The sequence below is a fragment of the Taibaiella chishuiensis genome, from assembly GCF_003014535.1.
In the GTDB taxonomy this organism is placed as follows: domain Bacteria; phylum Bacteroidota; class Bacteroidia; order Chitinophagales; family Chitinophagaceae; genus Taibaiella; species Taibaiella chishuiensis.
The window spans coordinates 122,397-147,839 of the sequence record NZ_PYGD01000002.1 but is presented as its reverse complement, the minus strand read 5'-3'; the positions used below and the strand labels follow the sequence as shown (position 1 = coordinate 147,839).

Sequence of the window (25,443 nt, the reverse complement as noted above, 5' to 3'; positions counted from 1 at the left end):
CCGCGACTATGAACGACTACCCGGCATTCCTTAATCGCTGCCACCTGGTTGCAGACTTGCTTTGGACTATAGGTGTAGCTGCTGCTGCAACATTGCTTGCTGTATTATGGGTAAGGGTATTGTTAGTGCAGTTATCCGCCCCGATAGACCGTATCCGGGCGTATTGGGAAAAACTGGCAGCAAAGACCACCGGATATTTGCTTATGCCGGTATCCTGCCTGCTGGGTCTTTATATAACCTGGCGTATTTCAGTCCTGCCCCCGGAAGCCGCCCGTATCCTGCAAACGATATGCCTGACCGCATTGGCTTATAGGGTATTGCGGGCCTTCAGCAGCCGCTTCCGGCAATGGGTTCGCTCCCTAATATTATGGTTCAGATCCCACCGGAGCAAGGTGCGTTTTTATGGAGATAAAGCCTATGCGCTCATGACAACAGCAAGACCTGCACTGCTATAGCAGGGTAAGCCGCCGAAGGTGTTCTGGACGCGTGCTGCCGGCAGCTTATTTTAAATTAAAGCCAGGCAGGGTATAAAGTCCTGCCGCAAACAACAAACCCAAGCACTATTCACGACCATGATGGATTGGATCAATTATCTCGAAGACAAGACAGACTTATTTATAAAAAATTCGGGAGTTCCCGAAAACTGGGCAAGTTATTGCCGGTTGCTTTTATTTCTTTTGCTCGTGATCCTGTTAGCTGTCTTTGCTTTTTTTATCACGAAAAGCGTGATCATCCAATATTGCTACAAAGCACTCCGGAAGACCTCTTTGAGCTGGGCCGACTCCTTTACAGCAATCAGGGCTTTGGATAACCTGGCCCATATTGCTTCTGCGGTGATCGTGCGGATTATGGTGCCTACCCTCTTTGCCGACTTCGAAGAGATCCGCCCGTTCATCATCAGGCTGACAGATGCTTACCTCGTCGTAGTCAGCATGACCGTTTTCTTCTCGGTACTGAAGGTTGGAGAATATGGACTGGCAAGGCATCCGGCGTTTAAGGACAAACCGTTGACCAGCTATTTCCAGTTGGTGCGCATACTCCTGTATATCGTCACGCTCATTTTAGTACTGTCCATCGTATTGGGCAAGTCGCCGGTTTATTTCCTTAGTGCATTTGGCGCTATGACTGCTATTTTATTACTCGTCTTCAAGGATACGATCCTGGGTTTGGTAGCCAGTGTGCAGATGTCGACCAACGATATGGTCCGCGTGGGCGATTGGGTAGAGATGCCAAAATTCAATGCAGATGGGGCTGTGCTTGATATCAACCTGAATACCGTTAAGATCCAGAACTGGGACAAAACCATTACCACCATTCCCACTTATTATTTTATTACAGACAGCTTCAAGAACTACCGGGGAATGCAGCAGAGCGGCGGCCGCAGGATTAAGCGGGCCATTTTTGCAGATGTAAATTCGGTAAAATTTGCCGATCCGGTCATGAGAGCAATGTTCAAAAAGTATGAACTGATCCGTGATTATGTAGCGGAACGCGAGCAGGAAATCGGGCATTATAATGAACAAAGACAGATCGACACTTCGGTGTCTATAAACGGCAGGCGGATGACCAACCTGGGCGTATACCGCAAATACATCGAGCATTACCTGAAAAACCACCCGGGCATCAACCAGGACATGACCATTATGGTCCGGCAACTTGCAAGCGAGCACAAAGGCATTCCCGTCGAGATCTATTGTTTTACCAATACCACTGCCTGGCTCGAATACGAAGCTATACAAGCCGATATTTTCGACCACCTGTACGCTACAGCGGCCTTCTTCGATATAGAAATATTCCAGGAGCCCAGCGGCAGAAACTTAGCTGCCGCATTTGCTACCCAGGGGCAGTGATATACATGTCGTACCGGTAACATTACCGGCTGTTCCTGGTCATAGCGTCCCTCCCTGGTCGTAGCATCCCGCTACGACCCACTTCCCTGTTAGGCCAACAATATAAAGCACCCTCGTTTCTTAAAAACGGTGCCTGCTTATTACCGTACCAGGATCAGCTCGCCTTTATGGTAATAGTTATCGGTTCTGTAGGATGTATTGAACCGGAGTTCGTAAAAATAGCTGCCGATATCGGCAGGTGTGCCGTTATCCGTTCTACCGTCCCAGCCCCTGTCGAATTCGTTATTGGATTTATAAACGAGCTGTCCCCAGCGGTTATAGATACGCAGGCTGTACTGTGCCGGCACACAACCCAGGCCCATAACGGGTTTGAAGTAGTCGTTCAGGCCATCATTGTTGGGACTGAATGCATTGGGTACCGAAACATTGCAGGGGCACAGCATGCCGCCTACACGAAGGGTGTCGTACTGTTTGCAGCCCAGGGCTTCGAAGATAACGGAATACGTGCCGGGCTTGAATATCCTGCGGTCCTGTGCTGTAGAGTTATCATCCCAGAGATAAAACTCCGCCCTGCCGATCCGGACATCAAACGGGAACCGTTGATCGCAGATCACCGTGTCAGGTGGCATAATGCGTTTCCTTTCCCGGAACCGCAGCCTGAAGGAATCTACGCGGGTATTACAGGGGCCTGTATAATACACCCAGTAGGTGCCCGATTGGGTTACCGTTTTCGCAGGACCGGCAGTGCCGTCGTTCCACACATAGTTACTGTAGCCAGCTTTGGCCTCCAGGGTAAGCTGCGGAAAGGGAGTAGTTGGATCGAAGCAGAACACGGAATCAAGCGCTAAGTCGGGCAGTGTGTCGGCCGGCGTATAGGGATATACCACGTCGTTGCCCGTATAAAACCGGTTCTGAACCGTAAGCATGATCTCGTCCGGGCTGAACCCATTTACATCCCAGCCCCGGCCGCCCAGGCCGGTAAGACTCCTGATCGCTGTCAGGTCTTTAGAGACGATCTTCATGCCCTCGCCCCCGGGACATCCGGCCTTCAAACCAAAGGGAATATTAAAGTATAAGCTGTTGTTATAAGGTTTAAAGAAAAGCGTAGGCGGTACACCCGGGCAGCCTTGCTCACTTTGACGCAGTATCAGGTAATTCAAGGCAAAAGGTACCTTTTCCGGGTTATAGTTATTGTCGTAGGCACTCAGGTCGTACCGCGTCAGGTACAACATTTTGTCGGGACGGTAATCGCCATTGTTTACCATATAAAAACCGTTGTCCGGTGTAAAACTGCCATGTATATTAAGGCCGAAATCATGTAACGGGATATCGATCGCCGGCAGGTGACTGTCGCCTACCTGGCCCGTCCCGGGACTGAAGCTCAGGAAATTGACACTGGCCGCTTTCCGGGTCAAGGTATCTTCGGGTACGTGTAAACCAATCCTGGCAATCGTCTTGCGATCGGGAGACACCTGGAAGTCCCATAAAATTTCCGGCCGGAAAGCCTTGGTAATCTTCGTGGTTACCGGAGTGGTATTGATTCCATTTGCCGTAATCTCGAAGGCATAGATATTGAAACTGCTTTCCACGATCAGGTTTTCCGCCACCAGTAGCCAAAGGTTACAGTTGTTACCCGGCACAGTACCGATCACTTCGAAGTTAGCATAAGAATACTGCCATTGCTTTAAAGGAATTGCTTTTGCGGATGGATCGATATCGCCCAGGCCATTGTCCAGGCGCATATCCAGTACCGAGTAAACCAAGCCGGTACCTTCGACGCCCAGGTTGAAGATATAGTACCGGTTCGTATCATTGATAAAAGGTACTACAGCGATATGTTTATCGGAAGTTACGGGATCAAACGTTTCCGGATCAAACTCCCCGTTGGGCATCATCCCAAAATTCCTGTTGTAGACCTGGTCAGGAAAGACCGCAAACTGGAATTGCCCGGTTAGCGGGTGAGACACAGGGATCATATTGGTGTTACGTTCGCCCGGGAACGATGTCTGGAAGTCGGGAGTAAGGGGATCGGTTATGCGCAGGCGCTCATACCTTTTTGCTACGGGAAAATACCCGGGCGCTTCTATGCTTACCGGTGGTTCCTGGTTACAGTCCACCCGGTGCGCACCATGAAACCAGTTACTGTTGGCCTTCAGTTCCTGGCGGCGCTGTGCATGAAACTGTGCCCGGGCGTTCCAGCCGGAAAATAGCAGGATCAGGAATAACAGGGTACCCCATCGAGAACCGGGCCGGGAGCTGGTCTGGCAATTTATACTTTTATTTCCTGGAAAGAGCCGGTAGTATAGTTGATTCAATAAGTACAAAATTAAGGACATGCACTGCGGATGTTTAGATCAGAAATACCATCACAAAATGTCAATAGCAACAAAAAGCCGCATCTGATCCGGGCGGCCCAAAAAAAGCGGCTCCATCAAAACGTTCGTGCAACTCTTTAACAGTTATTAACTTTTTAAGCAGGACAATCGACAAGAATTTGCATACTATAATTTTTGTGTTAATTAGTGCAAAATAAGCACCAGGGGTTGGAATTACACAAAGATCCCCGGCCTTTTTTTTAAGACCGGGGATCTTTGGTTAGTTCGGGGCTTTTCAGATAGCCTATTTTCGTTTGTAGTAAGGTCAGCTTATAACAAACAATCCATTTTCAGCGCATGGTATCCGCATCAATTCACAGAGAACCTTAAAGAAGTACTTGTGCCATTCACTGAAGTAACCCTGGCAAAATATATACCCGGATTCAGTGCGCTTACATTGATAACGGCTAAGGCTCCCGAATAGGTTATCGGCGCCTGGATGGTTTGCCCGGCAAGATTGGAGAGTATAATGTCTGTCACGTCGTTACCATAAACCGTTAATGTATTGTGAGCTGGATTAGGATATAAACCGATACTCCCCGGCTTTGCAAAGTTTAAGACCCTGACTACGCTATAGCTGGTTTTGCCATCAAAATCGGTTTGTTTTAACCTGTAAAAATTGCTGCCGTTTATTGGATTGTCATCAGTATAGGTATAGGATATTTTTCTTGAACTGTTCCCATTGTCTGCCTTACTGGATACGTGTCCTATCGATTGGAAGGTTTTACCATCAGGGCTACGCTCGATATCAAACCCGATATTATTTTCTTCTTTAAAGGTTGTCCACCTCAGATCGCCTACAGAGCCGGAGATCTGGGCTTCAAAGGATCCGAGTGTTATGGGCAATACGCCTCCGTCATACTCATATACGACAAAAACGCCCGCCGCAACTTTTGTGGCTATATTGCTCGTAAGGTTACCGCCGCCTGAAATAGTGGTAGTACTCACAGCGTTGACCGGCAGGGAAACAGAATCCGTACCTACAAAATGACCGGAGTTAAGTGCCGGATAGGTATAATCACCGTAAGCGGCACTAAATGCGTTATTCCACGATTTTCCAGAGGTTCCGGCATAATCTGTTGTCCCGTCATACACCGGAAACTCTGCTGACTTTGTAATCTGTGTCGATGCAGACAGGTTAGTGGTATTATTGTTGGGCAGACGTACCGATACTTTTCCGCCTAGTGATATCATACCTGTACTCGGAGAACTAATGCTTGTATTCTCAATGCCGATTGAAGGATGAAAAGCAGCATCTGTAATAAATAGCTTAGCGCGGCTAAGCGCACCTGTAGTAGCGCTCGACTTAGGTAATTTGAGGGTATCGTTCCATGCTGTATTGGTATAGGCTTTGTACATCGAATATACCCGTTTATTGGGCCTTTCCACTAGTCCGAGGTTATAAATGGAGAGATTACTTCCTGCATCGGCGGCATTGATGGCAAAAGCAGATGTAGTCTTCAGATCTCCTTCGCCATAGTCCGTCACGGAATTGTTGATGCTATTATCACTTCCTGTACGCAGATCGGTAACGCTGTACCCGGATTCCGGATAGTTGAAACTGATAACATAGTTACCGGGACCGTTAAAATTGTTCAATACATACTGGCCGTTATTGTCTGAAATTGCTGATGCGATAATGGTATCAGCCGTTTCGTTGAATAGTGTTACCAACACACCGGGGATACGTTTTTCATCGGTATTCATCAGGCCATCAACTAATCCTGCAACCTTTTTCTCTTGCCATACCGTACCTGTAATTGTGGAAAAGGGGGTTTGGGCGTTACCGTTAATGCTGGCTGTAAGGGCAGGAAGCAATAATGTTGAAAGGAGTAATAATCTCTTGCTTTTCATTTTTTTGATTTGTTATTAAATATAGCGTGAGGGTTCACGCAGTGATCCATGACTGAAGTGAAATAAATTTGTTCTAAATGATGATTAGCGGTTTCCGGTATAATGGAGCCTGATCGCTATAGTAGCCGGGTAATCTAAGTTATGAGTGCAAAGGCAGAGGAAGCGAAACAGAGCATTCGATAGCCATTCTTGACGGAGACATGCATATGTTATTGTTACGCTCGCAAAAGTAATGCCGAAACTTATACCTTCTGGTGGCTAAGGTATAAGTTGAGTATTCAAGTTGTATAAGTTGAATATTCCCGGTGAGCAGCGATGCGGGGAGGAAGTCCTGAAACACATAAGATCTATAAACACATAACAGCCGCCTCGTTGAAGCGACTGTTATGTTATACGGCAAGGGCCACATACCCGCGCCAGTATGGGGAAAGGTATCTACTCAATTGTAAGTAATGGATTCGAAAATCTTCATTGCTTCTTTTTGAGCAATAGAATCAAGATTGATTCCATATGCAACAAAGCTATTTCCGTCCTTCAATTTTGCTATATAGATTCCCGTAATTCCTTTCTTTACTTTCTTTGGTTGAACAACTTTAACTTGAATGCCGTTTATGGTATCATACATGTAATAATTATTCAGAAATAGGCCGTATTTCATTTCGTCTTCAGCCATATCCGATATAATTAGATTATCTATTTCAACATCTCTTCCTGCTAGTGAATCGAACTGGCGCTTATCTTGAAGAGACATAATACTAGGTAAATCTTCGTTAAGAGCATTAACGTGTTTTCCATATTCAAGAGTAAGCGTATCCTTGTTATTTAAGACCAATAGTTTCACTTCCGAATCAATTCCATTTTCATTTGCATATCTCCATTCTTTATTCGCAGAAATAGAAAGGGGGCCAACTGTAACGGTATTTAGATCGGGTTTTGCCGACTTACAACTCATGAAAGAGATAAACGCAATAAGTATTGTATTGCTGGTATTTGATTTCATTATACTATGGTTTAATGCTTGATTTGAAATAAATCAAACAAACTATTTTATTTTCACAAAATAGATGTACCCGGATTCATCATCGATTTCAACTTCATAATTATTGTTTAGCAGGTTATAAATTAAACAACGATCCTGATAATTGGGGTTGTGAGGATCGATTTTCGGCAGAAAGTTTCCCTTCGCTGTTTTTGCTAGCAAATCATTCGAATTCTTCGCAAGGTATTTTTCCGCGTCGTTATTGCTAATTAGATAACCTTTGACTTTCTCGTATTGAACATCATCTAACAAGATGTCCTCTCCTTTGATCCAAGTTGCGAAAAGGAAATTGCTAAAACAATTGATTGATAGATCATTTTTGTAAATCAACTCGTAAAGGGTTAACCCTTTTAGCACTATGAAGCCTCCTTCGTTTTTGATTAGCGATCCCGATCCTGTCATTTTCCCAATTTCAACAGAAACAGTGACATAATATGTCTCTAGGAAAACTTCATTTGTTGCTCTAGAAATGGCGGTCACTCTGGGATCTTTTCGAGTAATTCCATTGGCGCCTTTGTGAATAAAAAAACAAAGGAGAAGTAACATCATTTATCTACTCCCTTTTATTCTGATTAATGTCATTTATAATTTGATTTAAGTAGGTTTTTAATTCGCCAGCGGTATATATTTTACCTCCGTGATTCATTTTGGGATCATTGGGTCGTGTAGTGTCCCTAATGCATTCCTGTCCCTCCGAAAATATCTTGCTTTCCGTAACCTTCTGTCGTAAAGATTAGGCTGCCCGCTTCAATGCTGGCTTTCATTAAATACGCGGTACCGCGGTTATTTCAAATAATCATTTAGGGTAAAAATATTTTGACGAAGTATATAATGCCCTTCTGCCTTCCCTGTAAGGCTTAGTTTTAGTGATGATAATTTTGGTATCCCCGTCTGCAGAACGATAAGTTCTCACGAAATCCTGGCATTCATCAGAAATAATTTTCTTTTTATTTTCTTTTATTGCTGATTCGATTATGTCCTTTGCAGTTGCAAAGTTAAGGTCGCCTATATCTTTAGATGTTTCAAAGAAACATGGAGCATTGCCTGGTTGTGATGAAGGTAAATCCTGCTTGTACTGATAACTGATCTTACCCTCTTTATTCCTTTTCATCTTCCTATTAAAATGAAATCTTTTAGGCCCGGCGTGGTCTTTCACATAAACGGTCTGAATATCTATAATTCCATTACCAACAATACTATCTTTGTATTCATAAAACCACTCAAAGCTTCGATCATATGTTTTAGTCGCTTGGTAATCCTTCATACCATAATATTGGGGCCTGTCCAAGTTATCATAAAGGGTTTTATAAATCATACTTAATTTTTTACCATCAAAGTGTTTGGACACACTGTCTTTTCCTTTATTACCGAAATATTGAATTTCGGTAAATTGGGTATTGCTGTGGTTTGACCTGGACACACTTTTTACAATGGTTGCGTTGGGATTCTTAAAAATAACGGTACTATCTTTAAAATACACCGCTAAGCTATCTCCGTATTCGTAGGAAAACGAATACCACTTTGTGATACTTCCAATAGGAACGGCTTTGCCTTCCGCAAAAAAGCTTTTTTGACCAAATACGTCAACACTTAAAAGCAAAAGAAATATCAAAAGATATCGCTTCATTTTTATAATATTTTACTGGATTAAAAATAATCTAGGGTAATCGTATTACAATATGCTTTCTCCATTCCTTATTTACGAACCAGTCTCGATTCTTTTCCCTTAGCTTGGTTTAATTTTCAGTACCTGATTGCCAGATGGAGCCTGGGGACTAAGAGCAGAGAGGCAGTAGAAGGCAAAACAATCGTAACAGGGTATTATTACCTCGGAGGTTATTAGTTCGTTATGGTCTATTGAATATACATCCGTTCAGAACCTTGTGAATAATATTCTTTAACTATAGCCGGTTTAAAAGAAGAAATAGCTTCGCATTATAATTATTCCATCAAAAATTTAGGGTCCAGGCGACTCAATTTAGTAGCGTTAAACGTGTTGCCTATCATTTTAAAGGAATAGTCCAATTTGTGCCGCCAACCTTGATTAAATATGGTCAAATGGAATTCGTCGTCCCGCAGCCAAATATTCTCAAAGTAGATATTGGAGACATTTTTACTTTCTGTTGACATCCTTTCTATTTTGAAAACAATTTGATCCGTTTTAAACATTAGGGAGGAAAATGAAAAATTAGTATCAATTATGTAAACAGTGTCTTTCAATGGAAAAATTGGATATTCCAAAGTGTTCAACATTTCAATCTGCTTTGAAACATCATTCCTCTTAAACTCTTTTAAAGCCTCGGATTCTTTTCCGTAAAAAACAGTTATTTTATTACTTACCGGATCTGCCAGTAACATGGTGCCTTCAAGTGAATTTGCAAGACCAAAGTCACGATTTTGCATTACCATTTTATTACAAAAACTTTGAAATAATTTGGCCTCAATAGTCTGTGAATAGGAATATTGCATCAGTAGGCAAAAAAGTGAAACGGAGAATAGTATTTTCATTGGTTTCATATATTTATAATGTCAGGTTTCCACCTGGGAACAGAAACACAAGGCAGTTTTTATATCTCAACATTTTGACTTGTAGTTATTTACTTGATTTGCCTTCTGAAGTGAGGATCGTCGGTATTGTATGAGCTTAGTTTGCTAATGGAGAACTTTTCATTTTGATAGATAAAACTATAGGTGCTAACGAAAGCACTGTTAGGAAACCAGCATGACAAGATGAACGTATTGTTCCGTATGATTAGCGACTTAATTCCTATTAATGAATATGCCGGCTTATATCCCGATGTACCATTATGAATAAAAACCTTCCCATATAATACGTTGTACGAAAATATATTTAGGCTATCATTCACGTAAACCGTGTCATTAAGAGGTAAATTGGGAAGCGCAATCGCCTCGAGAATTTTAAATTGTTCTACTCTACTTCTCTTTTTAAAATCAACAACATAATCACCATTTGACTTATAGAAGATATCTTGTTCGCCAGTAATCGGATCTTCAACAAGGACGGCATCATCTTTTAGATTATCTATAATCTTTTGATATCGATCTTGCTTTGCAATCTCGTTACATAGGCTGTTAAATCAATTTTCATCCAGTTTCTGCATTGGGTCCGAATTATAAGTCAAATATACAGTGGCCGAAATCGGCTACTGTATATTTTAATAAGAGGATTACTTAATTTAAATCATTCATATTCATGATCCAATGTTTCTATAAATTCATCAAAATTATTGCCATAAAGATCGATGATATCATACCTAAAATCCGACATTAAAACCAAATGCATGGTAAGTTTTCTTTTATTTATTAAAAGCGTATCCAGTGTCAGCTGCATCTTTAGCAAAAAATAATATTCTGGAATTTTCATTCACTTCTTTTAACCGATCAGTAGGAAATATCACCCAAAATCCGTTTTTACCAACTGCTACTTCCCAAGACCTATAATTACCATAGTAAGTATTTATAAGTAATACTGTCAATGTTTACATTATGTGACAAGTCTTTTGTAATTGAGGAACTTAACGTTCCATCCGAATTATATTCGTATTTTTTTGCGTAAACTATTTCCTCATTATTGGGTTCATTGATAAAATTCCCCTTTAATTCGATCAAATTTCCAGAAGACACGATAACACTTAGTTGTTTTATTTTTGTGCCGAAAGGAAAGGGGGAAATTGATGAGCCTTGCAATTGTCCGATTCCAAGATCCAATTCTATTTTTTTACTTTCTAATCTTGTCACGCTAATTTTTGCCGCTTGAAAAATGGCATCAATATAGCACAGGTCTTTGTCTAATAACCCATATTTATTGTTTACCTCGATACTAGAAACGCATTTTTTATATGGATTTTCAAAATCATCTGAAAACTTAACATCAACAACTTGTTGATTATTATCATACGTATAATTTGCTTCCCCGGTTTCTGAAAAATGTCCATCTTTATTTTGAAACTGTCTTATTTTCACTAGCAATTTTTTATTATATATATATGCAATAGAATCAATATCAGAACGACTTCCAACTAAGGTGTCATTTCGATAATAGTAATGCATTTTTGAGTTTGACCGGTTTTCGGTAATATGAATTCTACCTGATTTATTGCCCATTAAACATGAACAAGAAAAACAACAAACAATAATGAGAAGGGTCTTGTGATTCATTTTATATATTTTTATTTTTCTTTTTTAATATTTGTATCCTTCCAGAAGATAGTTCTTCCCCAAACAGCGGTTGATTGATATGTTATTTTACCTTTATTGGGGCCATCCGGGGCAAACTTTGTTTGAGGAGCCTTAAAGGACGACCCAATATTGCTTTTCCATTTTGAGTAATGTTCATCGGTAATTGTCCATCCACGAGTATTCATGTGAATTTGCCAACCTTTCTCTGGAGCACTAAGTCTATTGTCACTGACAGGAAATAAAGCTTGATCTTTACCATCCCAGTATCTGGCTCCGTTACTGTAATCAGGTCCTCCAGAAGAAGCATTAATTTGGGCTTCAACTGCAATTTGCATTTTTGTTCCATTTCTTTTGTCAGGGCTTTTAGAGCGAAAATCTACAGCGCCTGCGTTGCTAGCACCGAATGCTGCCTCATCAGGATAATTAGCATGCACGCTCGCTAGGGAAAACATTTCTCCCTTTAGATCTTCTTTACTAACATTATATGGGAATGAACTTTCTCCATAGACAGTAGAGGCACTGTTAATTAAAGAGGAATTTGAAACAGGAAGCTCAGTAGAATTAGCTCTCAAACCATCGTAATCTGGCTTACTTCCTTCATTAACCATATAGTTATAATTTCCTTCAGTTGTTACATAGGCTTTATTATCATTATTCTTTTCATCCTTGCCTAAATACTTCCCATCCTTGCCATAATAATCTCCCGCTACATCTCCTCTCGGATCAGTATAGAGAACCGGATTATTTTTCATCGCTGTAAAAGGGCTAATATGGTAATCAACTTCAGCTTTTGGGTCTATCTGTGTAAACCTTCCCAACTGGGGGTCAAGTCCTCGATAGAATGTTTCATACATTTCTAATCCATAGTGCCTTTCGAGTTGTATACCCTGATATTTATACGGCTGCCCTGGCAAATTATTCTGCGCAGCCTTATCTATACCAACCGTCAATCCAAATGGATAATAATGATCTTCTTCTAAAACTTTAGAGGTATAGTGTTCCAAATGTACATTATCAAACCATACTTTTTTACCGATACTCTGGTTGTCTATATAGACGATCAGGTAGGCAGGCTGTAAGGTACTGTTACCAAATACACCCGGTCCTATAGTTACCGTTCCGCTATTATGCCATCCGTTGGTATTGGGCTGTACCTGGATTGAACCGCTCAGATCCGAAACCAGTTGCATCTGACCATCAAAGAACAGATAGTTCAGATGCGCTTTTGGCGCTATCGGATTATCATTGCTCTGCAAGCCTCGCATCAGCGCAGGAAGTGTCGGATTGGACAGAATATTGCTGATGGTTTTCATGTTTTCCGGCAGTTCACTTACAGGAACACCGGCGTAAGTCCCGCCACCCATCAGGGCATTCATCAATGAGTTGATAACCGGCGCCGCGCCTGTTTCTTCCGCTCCCTGGTTTTCGCCTTCATAATAGCTATCAGTACTGATCTCAAATTTATCTCCGGGCATCACCTTTAGCATAATTGCAGTTCCCACGCGTTTACTCGCAACAGCACCGTCCAGCTCTGCAGCCATATTATCATTGGGGTTCGTACTTCCGGGTTTTGAAGCACGCACATTGGGTATATTATCAAAGAGCATTTGTTCCCGTCCTGCTGTTGCCAGCTCATGTTCTGCCATATAACCTACCGTTATCGGGTTAGAGGTTACCGTACTGCGGACATTGCCCAGGTGGTCTTTGACAAAATAATCGTAGACGAAGCGGGTTGCATTTCCTAAAGTATCTCCTGATACCGGGCGACAGCGACCTTCTTCATTTAAAATATATTGAAGTACATCATCCTTGTAAACAAAGTTACCAATATTATCATATATATGGCTCACCCCGGAACTGTCCAGTTTTTTGCGCAGAAGGTTACCCATAGCATCGTAAGTGTAGTAAATAGTGCCTTTCCCATCGACCACCATCACTTCCGGCTTGTTTATATCATTGTACTCGATCGCCAGCTTTTTGTTGGCATCACTGACCATATTGCCGTTAAGGTCATAATCGTATTCCTGGGCGGTATTGGCGCCATTTCTAAAATCAGGTATGCCACTGAGGTTTACCCCTCCATCTTCCACTTTGATCAATTTATTGGTCCGGGCTTCGTATTGATAGGACAGCTCGTCGATGGTCTGGGCAGGGCCGGGGTATTTACCTCCGCGCTGCTTCATCGTCCGCAGGTTGCCGTTCAGATCGTACGTTATTTTAGACACGGTATAATCCCATTCCATATTACCCCAATTGCTGCCGGTCCAGTGCCGGTGTTCGGCATGCGTCAGCCGGTCGAGCTTATCATAAGTATACCCATAGGCATGCGTGATACCATCATCACCTTTCCAGGTAATGCCGGCAATATTGCCATTATAAAGTTTGTCGCGGAAACCACTGTCATAACTGAGCCGCTCTTCAAAAAGCGTACGGAAGGTTGGCGTCCCCCGGTCTTCTACCACAATGTGATTTAAAAAGCCACGTACATTGTATTCATTGAGCATCATACACGCACGGGTATCCTTTACAACCACCCGGTTCAGATGGTCGTAATTATAGCCCGAGATATTAAAAGGTGCGCCACCGTTGATCTGCTGCTCCAGCTTTTTTACCAGGTCATTACCGCCTCCGGCTGCGATGTTACGTGTAAAGGTTTTTACAAGGCGGTGCTGCTTGATGGCGCTGTCCGATCCGGGGACTGCCAGTGCTCTGGGGTTTTGGTGCTGCAGTATGGTGCGCCAGGGCATGCCTTGGAAGTAATAGAGGTTAGAGCTGATATCGAGGCCGCCGTTCAGGTTCTGGGATTGCACCTGGAGCAGCCGGTTTTTATTGTCGTAGTAATTGACGGTACTGAGCCACTGACTGTTGCTGGTGGGGTTTTCGCCATCCAGTACCCGGACTTTGCTGCCAGTTACCAACCCGCGTGTTACGCTGCTTAAAACCGGTTGTTCTATCTCCGGCTGGGCAGTAGAGGCAAGCGCGCCACTGAACTGCGCGGCATCATAGCTGAAGCCCGGTAGCTGGCCGTAATTGTCATAATAGGTATAGCTGAGGATGTTTGCTGCATTGATCTGCACCGGATAGCTATTGTTGAGGTTATAATTTTTAATATAGCCCCAGATATCTGGTGCGGGATATTGAACCGAAGGGTCGTCTACCAGACCTTGTAGCACATCGCGGGGCGAAGTAAAACCGATCAGCCCTGTTACGATAGGACGGTCACTTCCATCATAAATTGTAAATGCCCATTTATTCTTATCCTTTTGATTACCGTCCCGGCTAAAGATCAGCCGGTCCCGCTCGTCATAAACATATTCTTCCATCGCTTTACCGGGTATCTTTTTCTGTGCCAAACGCCCCTTTTCATCGTAATCGTACTGGTAACATAACTCAGGAACCTGGCTTACATCCCAGCTCCCTGCATTGTCTATCGTCCATACGGCAAGCGGGGGGATCACATAGCGCAACCGGTTCTGCTTGTCATAAACGTAATAGGTACAGGCATAATTGACGTGCATTCTTGGCTCAATCTTACCATCCACTAGCTGACTTTTTATCAAAACAACCTGCCCGTTCCTGTCTTTATATTCCCTTGTTTTTTTACCGTCTTCATCCGTTGTTTCGGTCACGTACAGGGTACTGGGATCATAAAACCTTTTCGTTTCCGGCAATGCGTCAATTTCCTGGTCAATATCCCACATCCGGACCTCATTATTGAGGTTATGGGCATAGAGCAGTGACACGCCCCGGCCTGAATCTACCCAGGAGCGTCCGGGACTGAGTGTTTTCTGTGGCCTGCCCAGTGCAGAAGCTTCAAAATCGGTCCTGCTGTAAGGCGGTTCATCGCTGCCTGCCTGTTCATAAAAGCTACGCATATTGGCTGCCACATTCAACTGGAGGAGACCATTAGTAGAAAACGGGTCTTTCCTATTGGCGAAGGGCAGGTACTGGTAGCGTTCCCGCCCGAGACTGTCGTATACATATGCCTGGATAATATCGAAGCCGTCGGCATGTGCGCGCCGCTGGTTGGTTTGCAAGGGGCGGCCAAGACCGTCGAAATAATCCCGCTGCTGCCGGTATTTGTATCCGGAGGCAGGCAGATTCTGTAAGGGCTGGTCCGGTATTATAGATTGAATATAGTTATGCTTTCCCGGATTGGTTAAATTCCTCAACGCTGGGTAGGTGGCAGTTGGCAAGAAGGAAGGCGGGCCAAGTTCCGGGATATTTTGATTAGGCTGGGCAAATCCATTATGGAACGCAATTGTGACCAGCAGGGATAATAAAATATATTTATTAAGGATTTTCATAGGAATGATTTTATTGATTTACCTGGTATTGATAGCTATTATTTTTGATGATATTGCCTTGCTCATCTCTGATGAGGATCAATCTTCCGTAATCATCGTAATCGAAAAAGTTGGTTTGCATACTGCTATTTACTTTCGCTGTTATTCTATCCTGGCTATCGAAGATATTGGCATCAAAACTGCTGCCCGCAGGCACAATAGCCAGTTGGTCCATGGTACACAGTCCGCCAATGGTAACCGTGGCGTAATTCGGAATTTCCGCACGGTACAGGGTCCAGCCTCCTTTAGTACGGCCTGTCGAAACAGTAGTAACACCATTGGCCGTAAAACTGCCCTGGCTCACCCAGGCGAACACTTCGATCGTACCGGCGGAGTTGAAGCCCTGAAAATTTAAAGACCCGTTCAGGTTATAGCCATAACTGCCGGAGAATGCCGAAGAAGCCGTACGGCTGGATTCCTGTATAGTGCTATATTCACCCGGATATTCAAAAGAGGTAAATACAAAAGCGCTGTTCTGTGGCATGGTACAAGTGGCTAGGGCCAGGTTGCGCTCCTTGCGCCAGATATACCTGCGAAAACGGTTACCGGGTGTTACAACAGACAAAGGATTTGCCTGTGGATCATAGCTCGGAATAGCTACAGCTTTTCGCAGTGGATTACCATATTCGGCAATGCGCATACTATCGGTCAGCAACTGGCTGCCTGAGAAATGGCTATGTGTGTATTGTGTATTTACTAATTTCTCATCCACATAAGTCTTCGACGCTAAAACATCACTCACCCGGTTGGCGGTTATAAGCTGTCCGGCAAGTGTCGCATCAGGCGCTAATGCAGGCTCTGCCACATCTGCGGCATAGGCATTCTTTTGTACTACCAATTGGCCCTTGCTATTTTGGGAAGTTATACTTAATGGCAGTTTATTGTAACTGCCATACTCATAACTGTTCCAGCTCAGGTTGGGGATACCATTATCGGGATTGTAATCGTACGTTGAATCCGAGGTCAGATAGACATAGGAAAGGTTATTGGAATAAGGGGTGATGGTAAACATCGGGAAGCCGCTGCCGGATTCGGAATAATCGTCAACGACTGTTTTAATACCATCAATTTTCATGGCCGGGTTAGTGAAGATCGAGGGCTGCGAATAGTCGAATACGCTCGCCGTTCTTCTTTTTGTCTCCAGGGTGCTGCCATTAGGAGCGGTCCACTCGGTCAATATCTCTTTACCGCGGGCATATTCGTTATCGGTGCCGGGTACGAAGGGGTAAAAGTTGACGTAATTGGGCTCGACCTTCAGGAAGTTGTGTAAGGTCCGGAATTCTTTATTGCCATCTTTTAAAACCTCGGCTACTTTGGTGTAGTAAACACTGTTGCCCTGCCCCCCCTGGCCCGGCATGGCGTTGTTGCCCATCCGTACAAAGAAGCGGTAGCCGTTGGATATGCGGGTCTCTACATAGCTATGGAAGTCCGGTCCGATCTGCCGCCCCCAGGAACCGTTTTCGTCATCATAGATAAAGCTCCTTACTTTCGGGGTGCCACCATAATTATCGGTAGCGGAAATGGTTTTGATCCGCAGCCCCCCTGCAGTATATTGACTCGGGGGCGCAGTGGTGTCTTTTATTTTAAAACTGATACCAAAATACAGGTTCCGGACATTGCCAAGAATGGCTGCATCGTTCATTATACCGACGTTTGTAGCAACCAGGTAGTATTTGCCATTGGGCAGGTGGACATTACCGATATACTCCGGCCCTTGTGCAGAAAAGCCATTAAAAGGGTGTGCAGGATCTGGCGCGGGAATGGGCGCACGATCTATCCGGTACCCTACATAACCGTAATCCATCGGAGCGCCCCAATATGCGCCGGGTTTTACCCTGCCCAGCGTTATATTGGCCATAACGCCGCCCAGGTCGCCATTAATGGCCGGATCTGGCGCTTCGTCCACGATAAAACTGTCTCTATATTCAGAAGAAAACGTTTGGTTAGCCCCTTTGAATACAGAAATAAAAGCACCACTGGTAATGGTATTGCCCACGGTCAACAGGCTGGAATTGCTGACGGTGTTGGGTTCGTAATCAAACTGGATATTACCGCCTGTTGGCAGGTCGATCCGTTCCAATATCCCGGCCTTCATCCTATTGGGGTCAGGCGCACGGTCCGCTCCGGGAAGATAGGTCGGGGAGCCTCCCTGCTGTATATACATGCCCGGCGCCATGTGCTGATCAAATAAGTTGTTGTTGGCATATCCCCACATATCCTGGGCAAAGGACATACGGGCCGGCATTTGGGTACTGTTATAGATAAAACGGTGGCGTAGCGGATTGCTGTTGTTTTCCGTACTGCCGTATTCGGATAGCGAGTCCAGGCGCAGCGACTCGAGCGACATCGTGCCTGCCGCGTTTGGTCCCACGGAAGCGCTGCGCTGAAAGTAACTGGTATGTAGCCGCAGGATCTTTTTAACCCCGCCTCCTCGGGTACTGACAATAACCCGCGATATTGCCCGCTGCAATTCATAATCCCGGCGGATGACGCCATCATATACGATGCTGAGCGAATCGGTACGGCTTACGATAGCCTTGAGCCGGGTAAGGCCCGATAGGGAGTTATTCGTGTAAACGTTCATTACGGGGCTACGGCCACTACTACCCGTAAGCGGCTGGTAGGTGGTACTGGAACCCAGGCTGGCATATTTGCCGGAGTTATATTCGTACAACAATTCAATAGTATCTGTAGCGTCCGGGTTGATGATCCGGGTGAGCTTCCAGGAGGTAGTCTGTTCCGGTGATGATGTGGAAGACCCCTGCATACCCACAGGCAGCGTCTGGCTGCTGGATTTTTCGGCATTATTGAATATGTATTTAGTACCATTATCGGTAATAATGGTAAAGCCCCCGGAGCTGGAACCTGGAACCTGGAATTTAATATCCAGCCTCCGATCGGAAGTATTCAGGTTGACAAACGCCTTTTTGATCTCGTCGTACATGAACTTGCCGCTATAACCCCCGAAGTTGAAATAAAAGAGATCTGGTTCCAGGTCCATCTGGCCTTTTGCTGCCGCCGACCATTCCTCAAAGTGCGCCGCAGCATTAGGATCATCATCATAAAGCGGCCTGATGCTCATGTAATAGGAAAGAGGTTTGGCTTTATTGATAAAACCGATGCTGGCAGTCTCATCGGCGATGCCCCGGATCTCGCGGGACACCTCACCACCGGTCTGCAGTAGCCAGCCCAGGCCAGCATTCGAGGCCATATCGCTGACCTTAACCCCACCACCTGCATGGTAAGACAGGCTTACGGGAAGCGAAATACCTTTGCCTGCAAGGGTATATATAGGCAAGTCTATCTGCGGTGTACCGGTTACCAGGCTGACAGGAAAGTCTACATACTTCATCATCTGCGATGTCTCTGGTGATCCGCTGACCAGGCTGTTCAGGCCCTTTATATAGTTCGCCGAGGGTAGCTCTGTCGTTTGGGCATACAAGGAAGTGCCCCAACCCATAAGGCAGGTAAACAATATTGGAATCTTCTTCATTCTTTAAATGGTGTTATTGATTGAGTAGAATTAGTTTTCAATAGCAATGGTATCAATCTGATTGCAAGGTATATTTCAAGCCCGCCAATTGTTGGCGGAGCCCAATTATCAAATTATAACTATTTCCCCCAGCCCAGCCTCAGCATAAACGGGGTTCTTAAATTGCTTTGCTGCCACAGGAAATTATACCCCGCCATAAAGGTGCCGCTCCACTTGCTGCTGATCCGGTACCGTTTCATGATGCCGATATAGGCTGCCTCCTGTTGCCCGCCGAATGCCGCTTTCAGCACATTGTCGGTGGAGGTTGAGGGCTGTTGTGGCGTAGTATTGTTATCCTGCAGGTAAGCACGGCTCTGCGGACGGAAGGCCCGTTCGTAAACGGCCTGCAGGCTAAAGCCATACAATAGTTTCCAATCGGCATACACCTGCGTACTAATGCCCTCATAACTCAGGCGTATATGTTGCCAGTCCTGGCCCAGGCCAATGCTGGCCCCTACACCGATACCATAACTCAGGCTGGGTGTATGTTTGAAGGCGACACCAGCGCCCAGTTCTACCATGGCAGGACGCAGCCCGTCGGGCGTGGCTCTTGTAGTCTGGAAATTGTATTGCGGCTCCAGCCGCTGCCAGAACGGTTTTCCACGTTCCGGGTTTTTATGGAATGCGGGCTTTTCGATATGCTTTAGTTTGTCTTTGGTTGCCTTCGCTTCCTGCAGACCCTGCCGGGCTTCCTGCGCCAGGTTGCCGGCTTCTTTTACTTTATCGGTTACCTTGCCCAGTTGATTGCTGAACTCCTGCACCTGCGCGCCCATGCTTTGTTGCACGGATTGCAGGCTATTACCGAATTTCTCCTGCAACATTTTGCCCACCTGTCCCTTGGTCTGGTAGCCCATAGCCTGCAGGCTTTCGGCCGTAGCATTGGCGCCAACACCGCCAAAGGAGCCCTGGTTCGGGTTCAGCTGCTGGTCGAAGCCCTCGATACCCTGCAGGTATTCCATCGCTTTTTCTTCGGCAGCATCAGGATCATCGGCCAGTCCACGCCAGGCTTTCATTTTTTCCTGGGCATAGTATACGTCTTTCTGTATCCCGGTAAGCCCGGGGATGCCGGCCCCTGCAGCCATTTGCTCCAGGCTTTGCGTGCGTTGCCGGATCAGGTCTTTAACCTGTTGTTCGGCATTTAGCTTGCCTTGCAGCTCAGCGATCTTGCCGCTGTAATCGCCGCCGGGCAAGGCTTGTCCGCTTATGCCCTCCAAGGCAGCAAGTTTATTGCCCTGGTTATGCATAAACTGTTGTATGCCTTTCAGGCTATCGATGGTGGCATTACGCCGCTTAGCCATACGGGCCAGGGTGGTAGTGTCTTTGGATAAAACGGCGATCGAATCGAAGCCGGGAGTGCGGTGCAGGTATTGCTTATAGGCTACGGAATCTTTAGCAGCGAGCCGGACCAGCATACGCGCTTCTTTTTTCTGCAGGCGGCGCAACAGGCGTTGCTGTATCCGGTCCGAACGTTTCAGGTATTTTTCGAGTGCCGTTGTTTTATGATCGAGATAGGAGGATGCTTCTCTAATTCCATTTTCCGATTGGGCAGTTACAGCTCCGGGAAAAATGAAAAAAAGGATACCGGTAATCAACATGATCAGTAATTGGAACAATTGGATCTGGGGTTTATCAATTATTGTCTGCCTGTAAATCTATTATTGAGGCTTTGTAAGAATACAGGTAAAAACCCCTGTTTGTATTAATTAACGTTTACGGCCTTTTCCCGCGGATGATCCATTCGCGATGCGTATACATAACCAATGGCGGTGCAAAAAAGTAGCATGAAGTGAAAAATGCAAAGCCCCAGCATGAATCTGCCGGTTATCTTCAGGTCCCGATCTGATCCCGTTGTTGAACTGTCCATCGTTAATGTTTAATTTTATTTATTGTTAATATTTAATCAACTATTTTTAGTAGTAATTACGATTTGATAAAGAATAAGTACCAATGAATCCTGAGGTGGATATACTATCTTTACCGAACGTTTCCATTGCATTATGGAACGTGCGGGGACAACTTAATTGCAATGCAGGTTTATGGTTATGCCGCTGTATTGCAAGTACTGCCAGGAGCCCTGCGTTTCTATAGATACCTATAATCAGGCTATGCCTGTGAAGGTAGCAGTGGGATATAGGAGTCTCAAAAAAAAATGATGAAATGACGTTCCTGGTCAAATATTTTTTATCAAAATTAAAAATCCCAGGTTTTTACCTTGCTTTCTACAAAACATAGCCTATGAAAAAGATCAACAAAGCGCTACCGAAGCTTAAATTCAACAGTAAAAAAATATTGGTTTTAACACAAAGCCAAATGGACAACGTCAATGCTGGAGATGGCAATTCAGTATTTACAAGACCGGTAACATGGGATTGTGTAGCGCCATACAATGCCCCACCCTTTCTTACTCAAAAGTATTGTAACGATTAAATCAAATTTCAAAAATTAAAATATAGATATTATCTTCGGCCGTTACATGCAATATCTCATTAATGTGAGATATTGCATGGTATACCTATGAAAAAATATAAAACGCTTCTTACACATTTCATATTTTGGATCGGATATATAGCCATAGTTATTTTAGTTTATGGTTATGGTCATAGCGACTTACTCAATACCTGTATTGATACGTTGGGATCACATCTTATTTCAGCAGGAGTCTTTTATACAACTGCACTTTTTATTTTTCCATACTTATTTTCCTCACGACGTTTCCTGCTTTTTGCACTGTCGTTAATAGCTCTTCTTGTTGCAAGTATTGCTATTAAGTTTTCAATTCCATTGTATATCTATCCGGTAATTTTTCAGCGAAATGTGCCTATGATCAGTAACAGCAACGATATGTTACTACGCAGATTCTTCTTCCAATGGTTTACATTTTCGTTATATGCTTTCTTCTACTGGCGCTCAACAGTGGATAAGAATAAAGCAAAACGGGAAAAGCTGGAACTCGAAAATGCAACCTTAAGGGCACAAATAAATCCCCATTTCATAATAAATAGTTTGGATTTTTTCAGAATTCAAACCATGGAAACCGCTCCCCAGGTTTCTGAAGGGCTCTTTTGGTTTATGAAAACTTTGAGGGCCGGAATCACTACACCGGAACAGGATGGAAAGATTAAGTTCAAAATTGAAATGGAAGCAATAGAGGGCACTATAAATACCTTCAAATTAAGGTTCCCGGATCTTCAATTGGAAGAAAACCTGGTGGTTGAAGACAAGGATGCAATCCGGATACTACCACATATTATCCTGCCATTTGTGGAAAATGCGTTTAAGCATGGTCTGTATACAGATGAAAATCATAAAATACAGATAGCCTTATTCGCGAATCCGGATAAGATTAAAATGACGGTAAAGAATAAGAAAGACAAAAGAATAAAAGATAACTCGAGCGGGATCGGTTTACGATATGTAAAAAAACATTTAGCATCCGGCTATCCTGGAAAGTACGATCTTATTATTAACGATACGGAGGATTTATATACAGTAGATCTTTCGGTGCAATTGAATTAAAATGGAACAAATGCTCTGTGTTATTGTCGATGACGAAATCATTTCAATCAACTATCTTGAAAAAATCGTCCTTCAAATTCCACAATTAAAATTAGTTGCAACATTCAAAAATCCGGTTTCCGCCAAAGCTTATTTATTGGCACATCCTGAGGTCTACCTGGTCTTTTCAGACATCAATATGAGTGGCTTATCAGGTTTGGAACTGGCGCAACTCGTTCCGAAAAAGAAAGTAGTATTTACAACCGGGTATGAGGAATACGCAAGGGAATCCTGGCGCATCAGCAATGCTATTGGCTATTTGTCGAAACCCATATCCTTAAAGGACATTTCGGAAGTAGCAGAAAAAATTCACCCTATCTATCTCGCTGAAAGGATAGCTTTAGTTTATAAAAATACAACTCACCTGGTTTACAGGCTGGATGATAAAACAGTCGAAATTGCTTTTGACAAAATACTTTATATAGAGTCTACCGGTAATTTTTCAAACGTCATTGCAGAAGATGGCGACTATTTTGCACCAATACCTTTGTGGGAAGTACACAAGGCTTTGCCTTCTACCACTTTTGCCAGGGTAAGCAAATCCACTGTTGCCAATAAGGATAAGATACTCGGCGCAACGAACAATTACAAAGAGTTGAAACTATTGGGCGGATCAAAATGTAAGTCCAGTAAAATGTATCTCCAAAACTCAGACCTGCTAACTACCTGAAGTTTGGTTTGAGCAATAATTTGTTTTCGATCCAATAAAAACCTTACCCACAACAATCATCCGGGTTATTAAGGGAACAAAAAAACTAAGGAAAATTGGTAGACGAACCGGTAGCCTTTGCCCTCATTGCGTATCGTCCGATATCTGCATTACACTGACCCTGGATTTAAAATGGCTGCAGTACTTTTACCTGAAATACAATGATCATGGCAGAAAATCCTGTTAAAGCAATTAGTTGGAAATTTTGTAAAAGATATACCTGCAGGTTCCTGCCGGGACTGATCGCCATAGTCTCTTTAATGTTTTCATCGACACAGGCCCGGGCCCAGGATGATCTTCCCCACCGGGAGCAGGAGCAGAAAGTGATCCATTCAACAGTCCTCAAGGAGCAACGGTCCCTGTGGATCTATACGCCGGCCAACTATACGGCATCCGGTGAAAAATACCCCGTACTCTACCTATTGGATCCGGATCAGAACTTTGCCTATGTGACAGAGCTGGAGCGTTTTTTGTCTGACAGGTATCGTATTCCGCAGCTGATCATTGTTGGTATTGTCAACAACGATCGCAAGAAAGACTTTACGCCTGTCCATTCGCTGCTCTTTGAAGGCAAGACCGACAGCAGCCTGGCAACTACCGGAGGGGGAAAAAATTTCCTGAATTTCATAAAAGACGAACTCATTCCGTATATAGACACGAACTACAGAACACAACCTTACCGTATACTTTCCGGCCACTCCCTGGGCGGGCTGTTTACCATTTACTGCAAGATAGCAGCCCCAAAGCTTTTCCAATCACAGATTGTGATCAGCCCGGCGATCTATGGTGGGAATATGGTAATCCTGGGCCAGTTTTCCCGGTTCCTGGAGGAGCATTCCAGGCTACAGGGTTATTTATCTTTATCATTAGGAAACGAGCCAGGTGGCAAGCTGGCAGCAGATTCCATTGCTGTAGAACTGAAGCGGTCAGCACCCGCCTCCTTCAAATGGCAATACAACTCCTATTTGAACGAAGATCATTTTTCTGTAGGATATAAAAGTATGTACGATGGGCTTCGGTTTATTTTTGCCGACTGGTTCATTGGCCCGCAGGGTGTCGGATCAGTAAGGTCTTACCAGGATATAGCCGCACACTTTTCCCGTCTTTCATTACAATATGGATATCCCATACAACCTTCAGAAGATTTCATGAATGAATGTGGCTATCAGCTGCTCCATAAAGGACATGTAGATCAGGCCATCGAAATATTTGCCCGGAATGTAAAAAATCATCCCGGTTCGTCAAATGCCTATGATAGTTTAGGGGAAGCCTACTATTTAAAGGGCGAGATGAGCCATGCCCTGGAAAGTTACCAAAAGTCTTTACAGTTAAATCCGCAAAACCGGAATGGAGCATTTATGATCAGCAAAATCATGGATCAACGGTAGCGCCGCAAACTACCAAGGGATACATTTTCTAGTAGTTGCCGGAATCATGGATCAAGCAGAATTTACAGGGGATTCTTTTTCTAAGGTCGGTCGATTGTATGGCTTGCGGGTCTATATTTAATTAAGGTCTCGCGGCGGCGCGGATCTCGCAGCGAACGGGTGCATATTAGTCATAACACCTGACACCTGGCTACCTACTGCCTAGGCATGCTTTGCTCAACACCCGTTACATAGGCTGCCGGGACGTCAAGCCAGGAAATAACCGAACATACCGACCTTTAGAAAAAGGGCGTTAATAAACCGCGTAGCGCTCATGAGCACCAATAAGAAAATAAAAATACAGCGAATAAATGCTGCAGGACGACGTATAGAAAGAAATACAGTTCCCACAGTCTGGCCCTGTACTTTAGTTCGTTTGTCATTCCTTCGTCCAATTTTTACTAACCGTCCGGAATATTTCTTTTAGGCGTACAAGGCATTTTTAGCAATTTTCTACAGTCTTGATTTTTGCTTCTTTGTATTAAGACAAAGAAGAATAAAAAATCAGGGTAAGTATACCGGAGTCCCCCAACTTTTTCGCTTGATCCCTTTTTCT

At 44.1% G+C, this 25,443-nt stretch carries 17 protein-coding genes; 6 read left to right on the top strand and 11 right to left on the bottom strand.

What is annotated here, in order from left to right; genetic code table 11:
• Positions 1 to 8: 8 nt before the first annotated feature.
• Both B0I18_RS08070 and B0I18_RS08065 read left to right on the top strand, forming a co-directional pair.
• On the top strand, positions 9 to 455 hold the full coding sequence (locus B0I18_RS08070) for a hypothetical protein (RefSeq protein ID WP_106522180.1): 447 nt from the start codon (positions 9 to 11) through the stop codon (positions 453 to 455).
• 117 nt (positions 456 to 572) lie between these two features.
• On the top strand, positions 573 to 1,850 hold the full coding sequence (locus B0I18_RS08065; protein WP_106522179.1) for a mechanosensitive ion channel family protein: 1,278 nt from the start codon (positions 573 to 575) through the stop codon (positions 1,848 to 1,850).
• Between the two features lie 140 nt (positions 1,851 to 1,990).
• Here B0I18_RS08065 and B0I18_RS08060 read toward each other — a convergent pair whose 3' ends face one another.
• The 11 genes from B0I18_RS08060 to B0I18_RS08010 form a co-directional block, all read right to left on the bottom strand.
• The gene (locus B0I18_RS08060; protein WP_106522178.1) at positions 1,991 to 4,186 is read right to left on the bottom strand and encodes a T9SS type B sorting domain-containing protein; all 2,196 of its coding nucleotides are present in this window, start codon (positions 4,184 to 4,186) and stop codon (positions 1,991 to 1,993) included.
• Between the two features lie 348 nt (positions 4,187 to 4,534).
• Positions 4,535 to 6,079 carry a choice-of-anchor E domain-containing protein gene (locus tag B0I18_RS08055; protein WP_106522177.1) on the bottom strand — a complete coding sequence of 515 codons (1,545 nt, stop codon included), beginning with the start codon at positions 6,077 to 6,079 and terminating at the stop codon, positions 4,535 to 4,537.
• Between the two features lie 439 nt (positions 6,080 to 6,518).
• Complete coding sequence (locus tag B0I18_RS08050; protein ID WP_106522176.1) at positions 6,519 to 7,079, bottom strand: hypothetical protein; 561 nt, start codon at positions 7,077 to 7,079, stop codon at positions 6,519 to 6,521.
• 42 nt (positions 7,080 to 7,121) lie between these two features.
• Entirely contained in the window at positions 7,122 to 7,667 is a 546-nt protein-coding gene (locus B0I18_RS08045) for a hypothetical protein (RefSeq protein WP_106522175.1), read from the bottom strand.
• A 247-nt stretch (positions 7,668 to 7,914) separates the two neighbouring features.
• Positions 7,915 to 8,745, bottom strand: coding sequence for a hypothetical protein (locus B0I18_RS08040; RefSeq protein ID WP_106522174.1), 831 nt, complete (start codon positions 8,743 to 8,745; stop codon positions 7,915 to 7,917).
• Between the two features lie 314 nt (positions 8,746 to 9,059).
• The gene (locus B0I18_RS08035; RefSeq protein WP_146146699.1) at positions 9,060 to 9,626 is read right to left on the bottom strand and encodes a hypothetical protein; all 567 of its coding nucleotides are present in this window, start codon (positions 9,624 to 9,626) and stop codon (positions 9,060 to 9,062) included.
• A gap of 694 nt (positions 9,627 to 10,320) precedes the next feature.
• Entirely contained in the window at positions 10,321 to 10,503 is a 183-nt protein-coding gene (locus B0I18_RS08030; RefSeq protein WP_106522172.1) for a hypothetical protein, read from the bottom strand.
• Positions 10,504 to 10,580: 77 nt separating this feature from the next.
• On the bottom strand, positions 10,581 to 11,297 hold the full coding sequence (locus B0I18_RS08025) for a hypothetical protein (RefSeq protein ID WP_146146698.1): 717 nt from the start codon (positions 11,295 to 11,297) through the stop codon (positions 10,581 to 10,583).
• Positions 11,298 to 11,308: 11 nt separating this feature from the next.
• Positions 11,309 to 15,625, bottom strand: coding sequence for a DUF6443 domain-containing protein (locus tag B0I18_RS08020; protein ID WP_106522170.1), 4,317 nt, complete (start codon positions 15,623 to 15,625; stop codon positions 11,309 to 11,311).
• Between the two features lie 10 nt (positions 15,626 to 15,635).
• Positions 15,636 to 19,157, bottom strand: coding sequence for an RHS repeat domain-containing protein (locus tag B0I18_RS08015; protein WP_146146697.1), 3,522 nt, complete (start codon positions 19,155 to 19,157; stop codon positions 15,636 to 15,638).
• A 119-nt stretch (positions 19,158 to 19,276) separates the two neighbouring features.
• Positions 19,277 to 20,809, bottom strand: a complete 1,533-nt coding sequence (locus B0I18_RS08010; protein WP_146146696.1) for a hypothetical protein — start codon at positions 20,807 to 20,809, stop codon at positions 19,277 to 19,279.
• Positions 20,810 to 21,431: 622 nt separating this feature from the next.
• Between B0I18_RS08010 and B0I18_RS08005 the strand changes: the two genes are divergently transcribed.
• From B0I18_RS08005 to B0I18_RS07990, 4 genes are all read left to right on the top strand, one after another.
• Complete coding sequence (locus B0I18_RS08005; RefSeq protein ID WP_106522167.1) at positions 21,432 to 21,623, top strand: hypothetical protein; 192 nt, start codon at positions 21,432 to 21,434, stop codon at positions 21,621 to 21,623.
• Between the two features lie 87 nt (positions 21,624 to 21,710).
• A complete protein-coding gene (locus B0I18_RS08000) occupies positions 21,711 to 22,712 on the top strand; it encodes a sensor histidine kinase (protein WP_106522166.1) in 1,002 nt (333 codons plus the stop codon).
• 1 nt (position 22,713) lies between these two features.
• Positions 22,714 to 23,421, top strand: coding sequence for a LytR/AlgR family response regulator transcription factor (locus tag B0I18_RS07995; RefSeq protein WP_106522165.1), 708 nt, complete (start codon positions 22,714 to 22,716; stop codon positions 23,419 to 23,421).
• Positions 23,422 to 23,627: 206 nt separating this feature from the next.
• The gene (locus tag B0I18_RS07990) at positions 23,628 to 24,848 is read left to right on the top strand and encodes an alpha/beta hydrolase-fold protein (RefSeq protein WP_181358379.1); all 1,221 of its coding nucleotides are present in this window, start codon (positions 23,628 to 23,630) and stop codon (positions 24,846 to 24,848) included.
• Positions 24,849 to 25,443 lie beyond the last annotated feature (595 nt).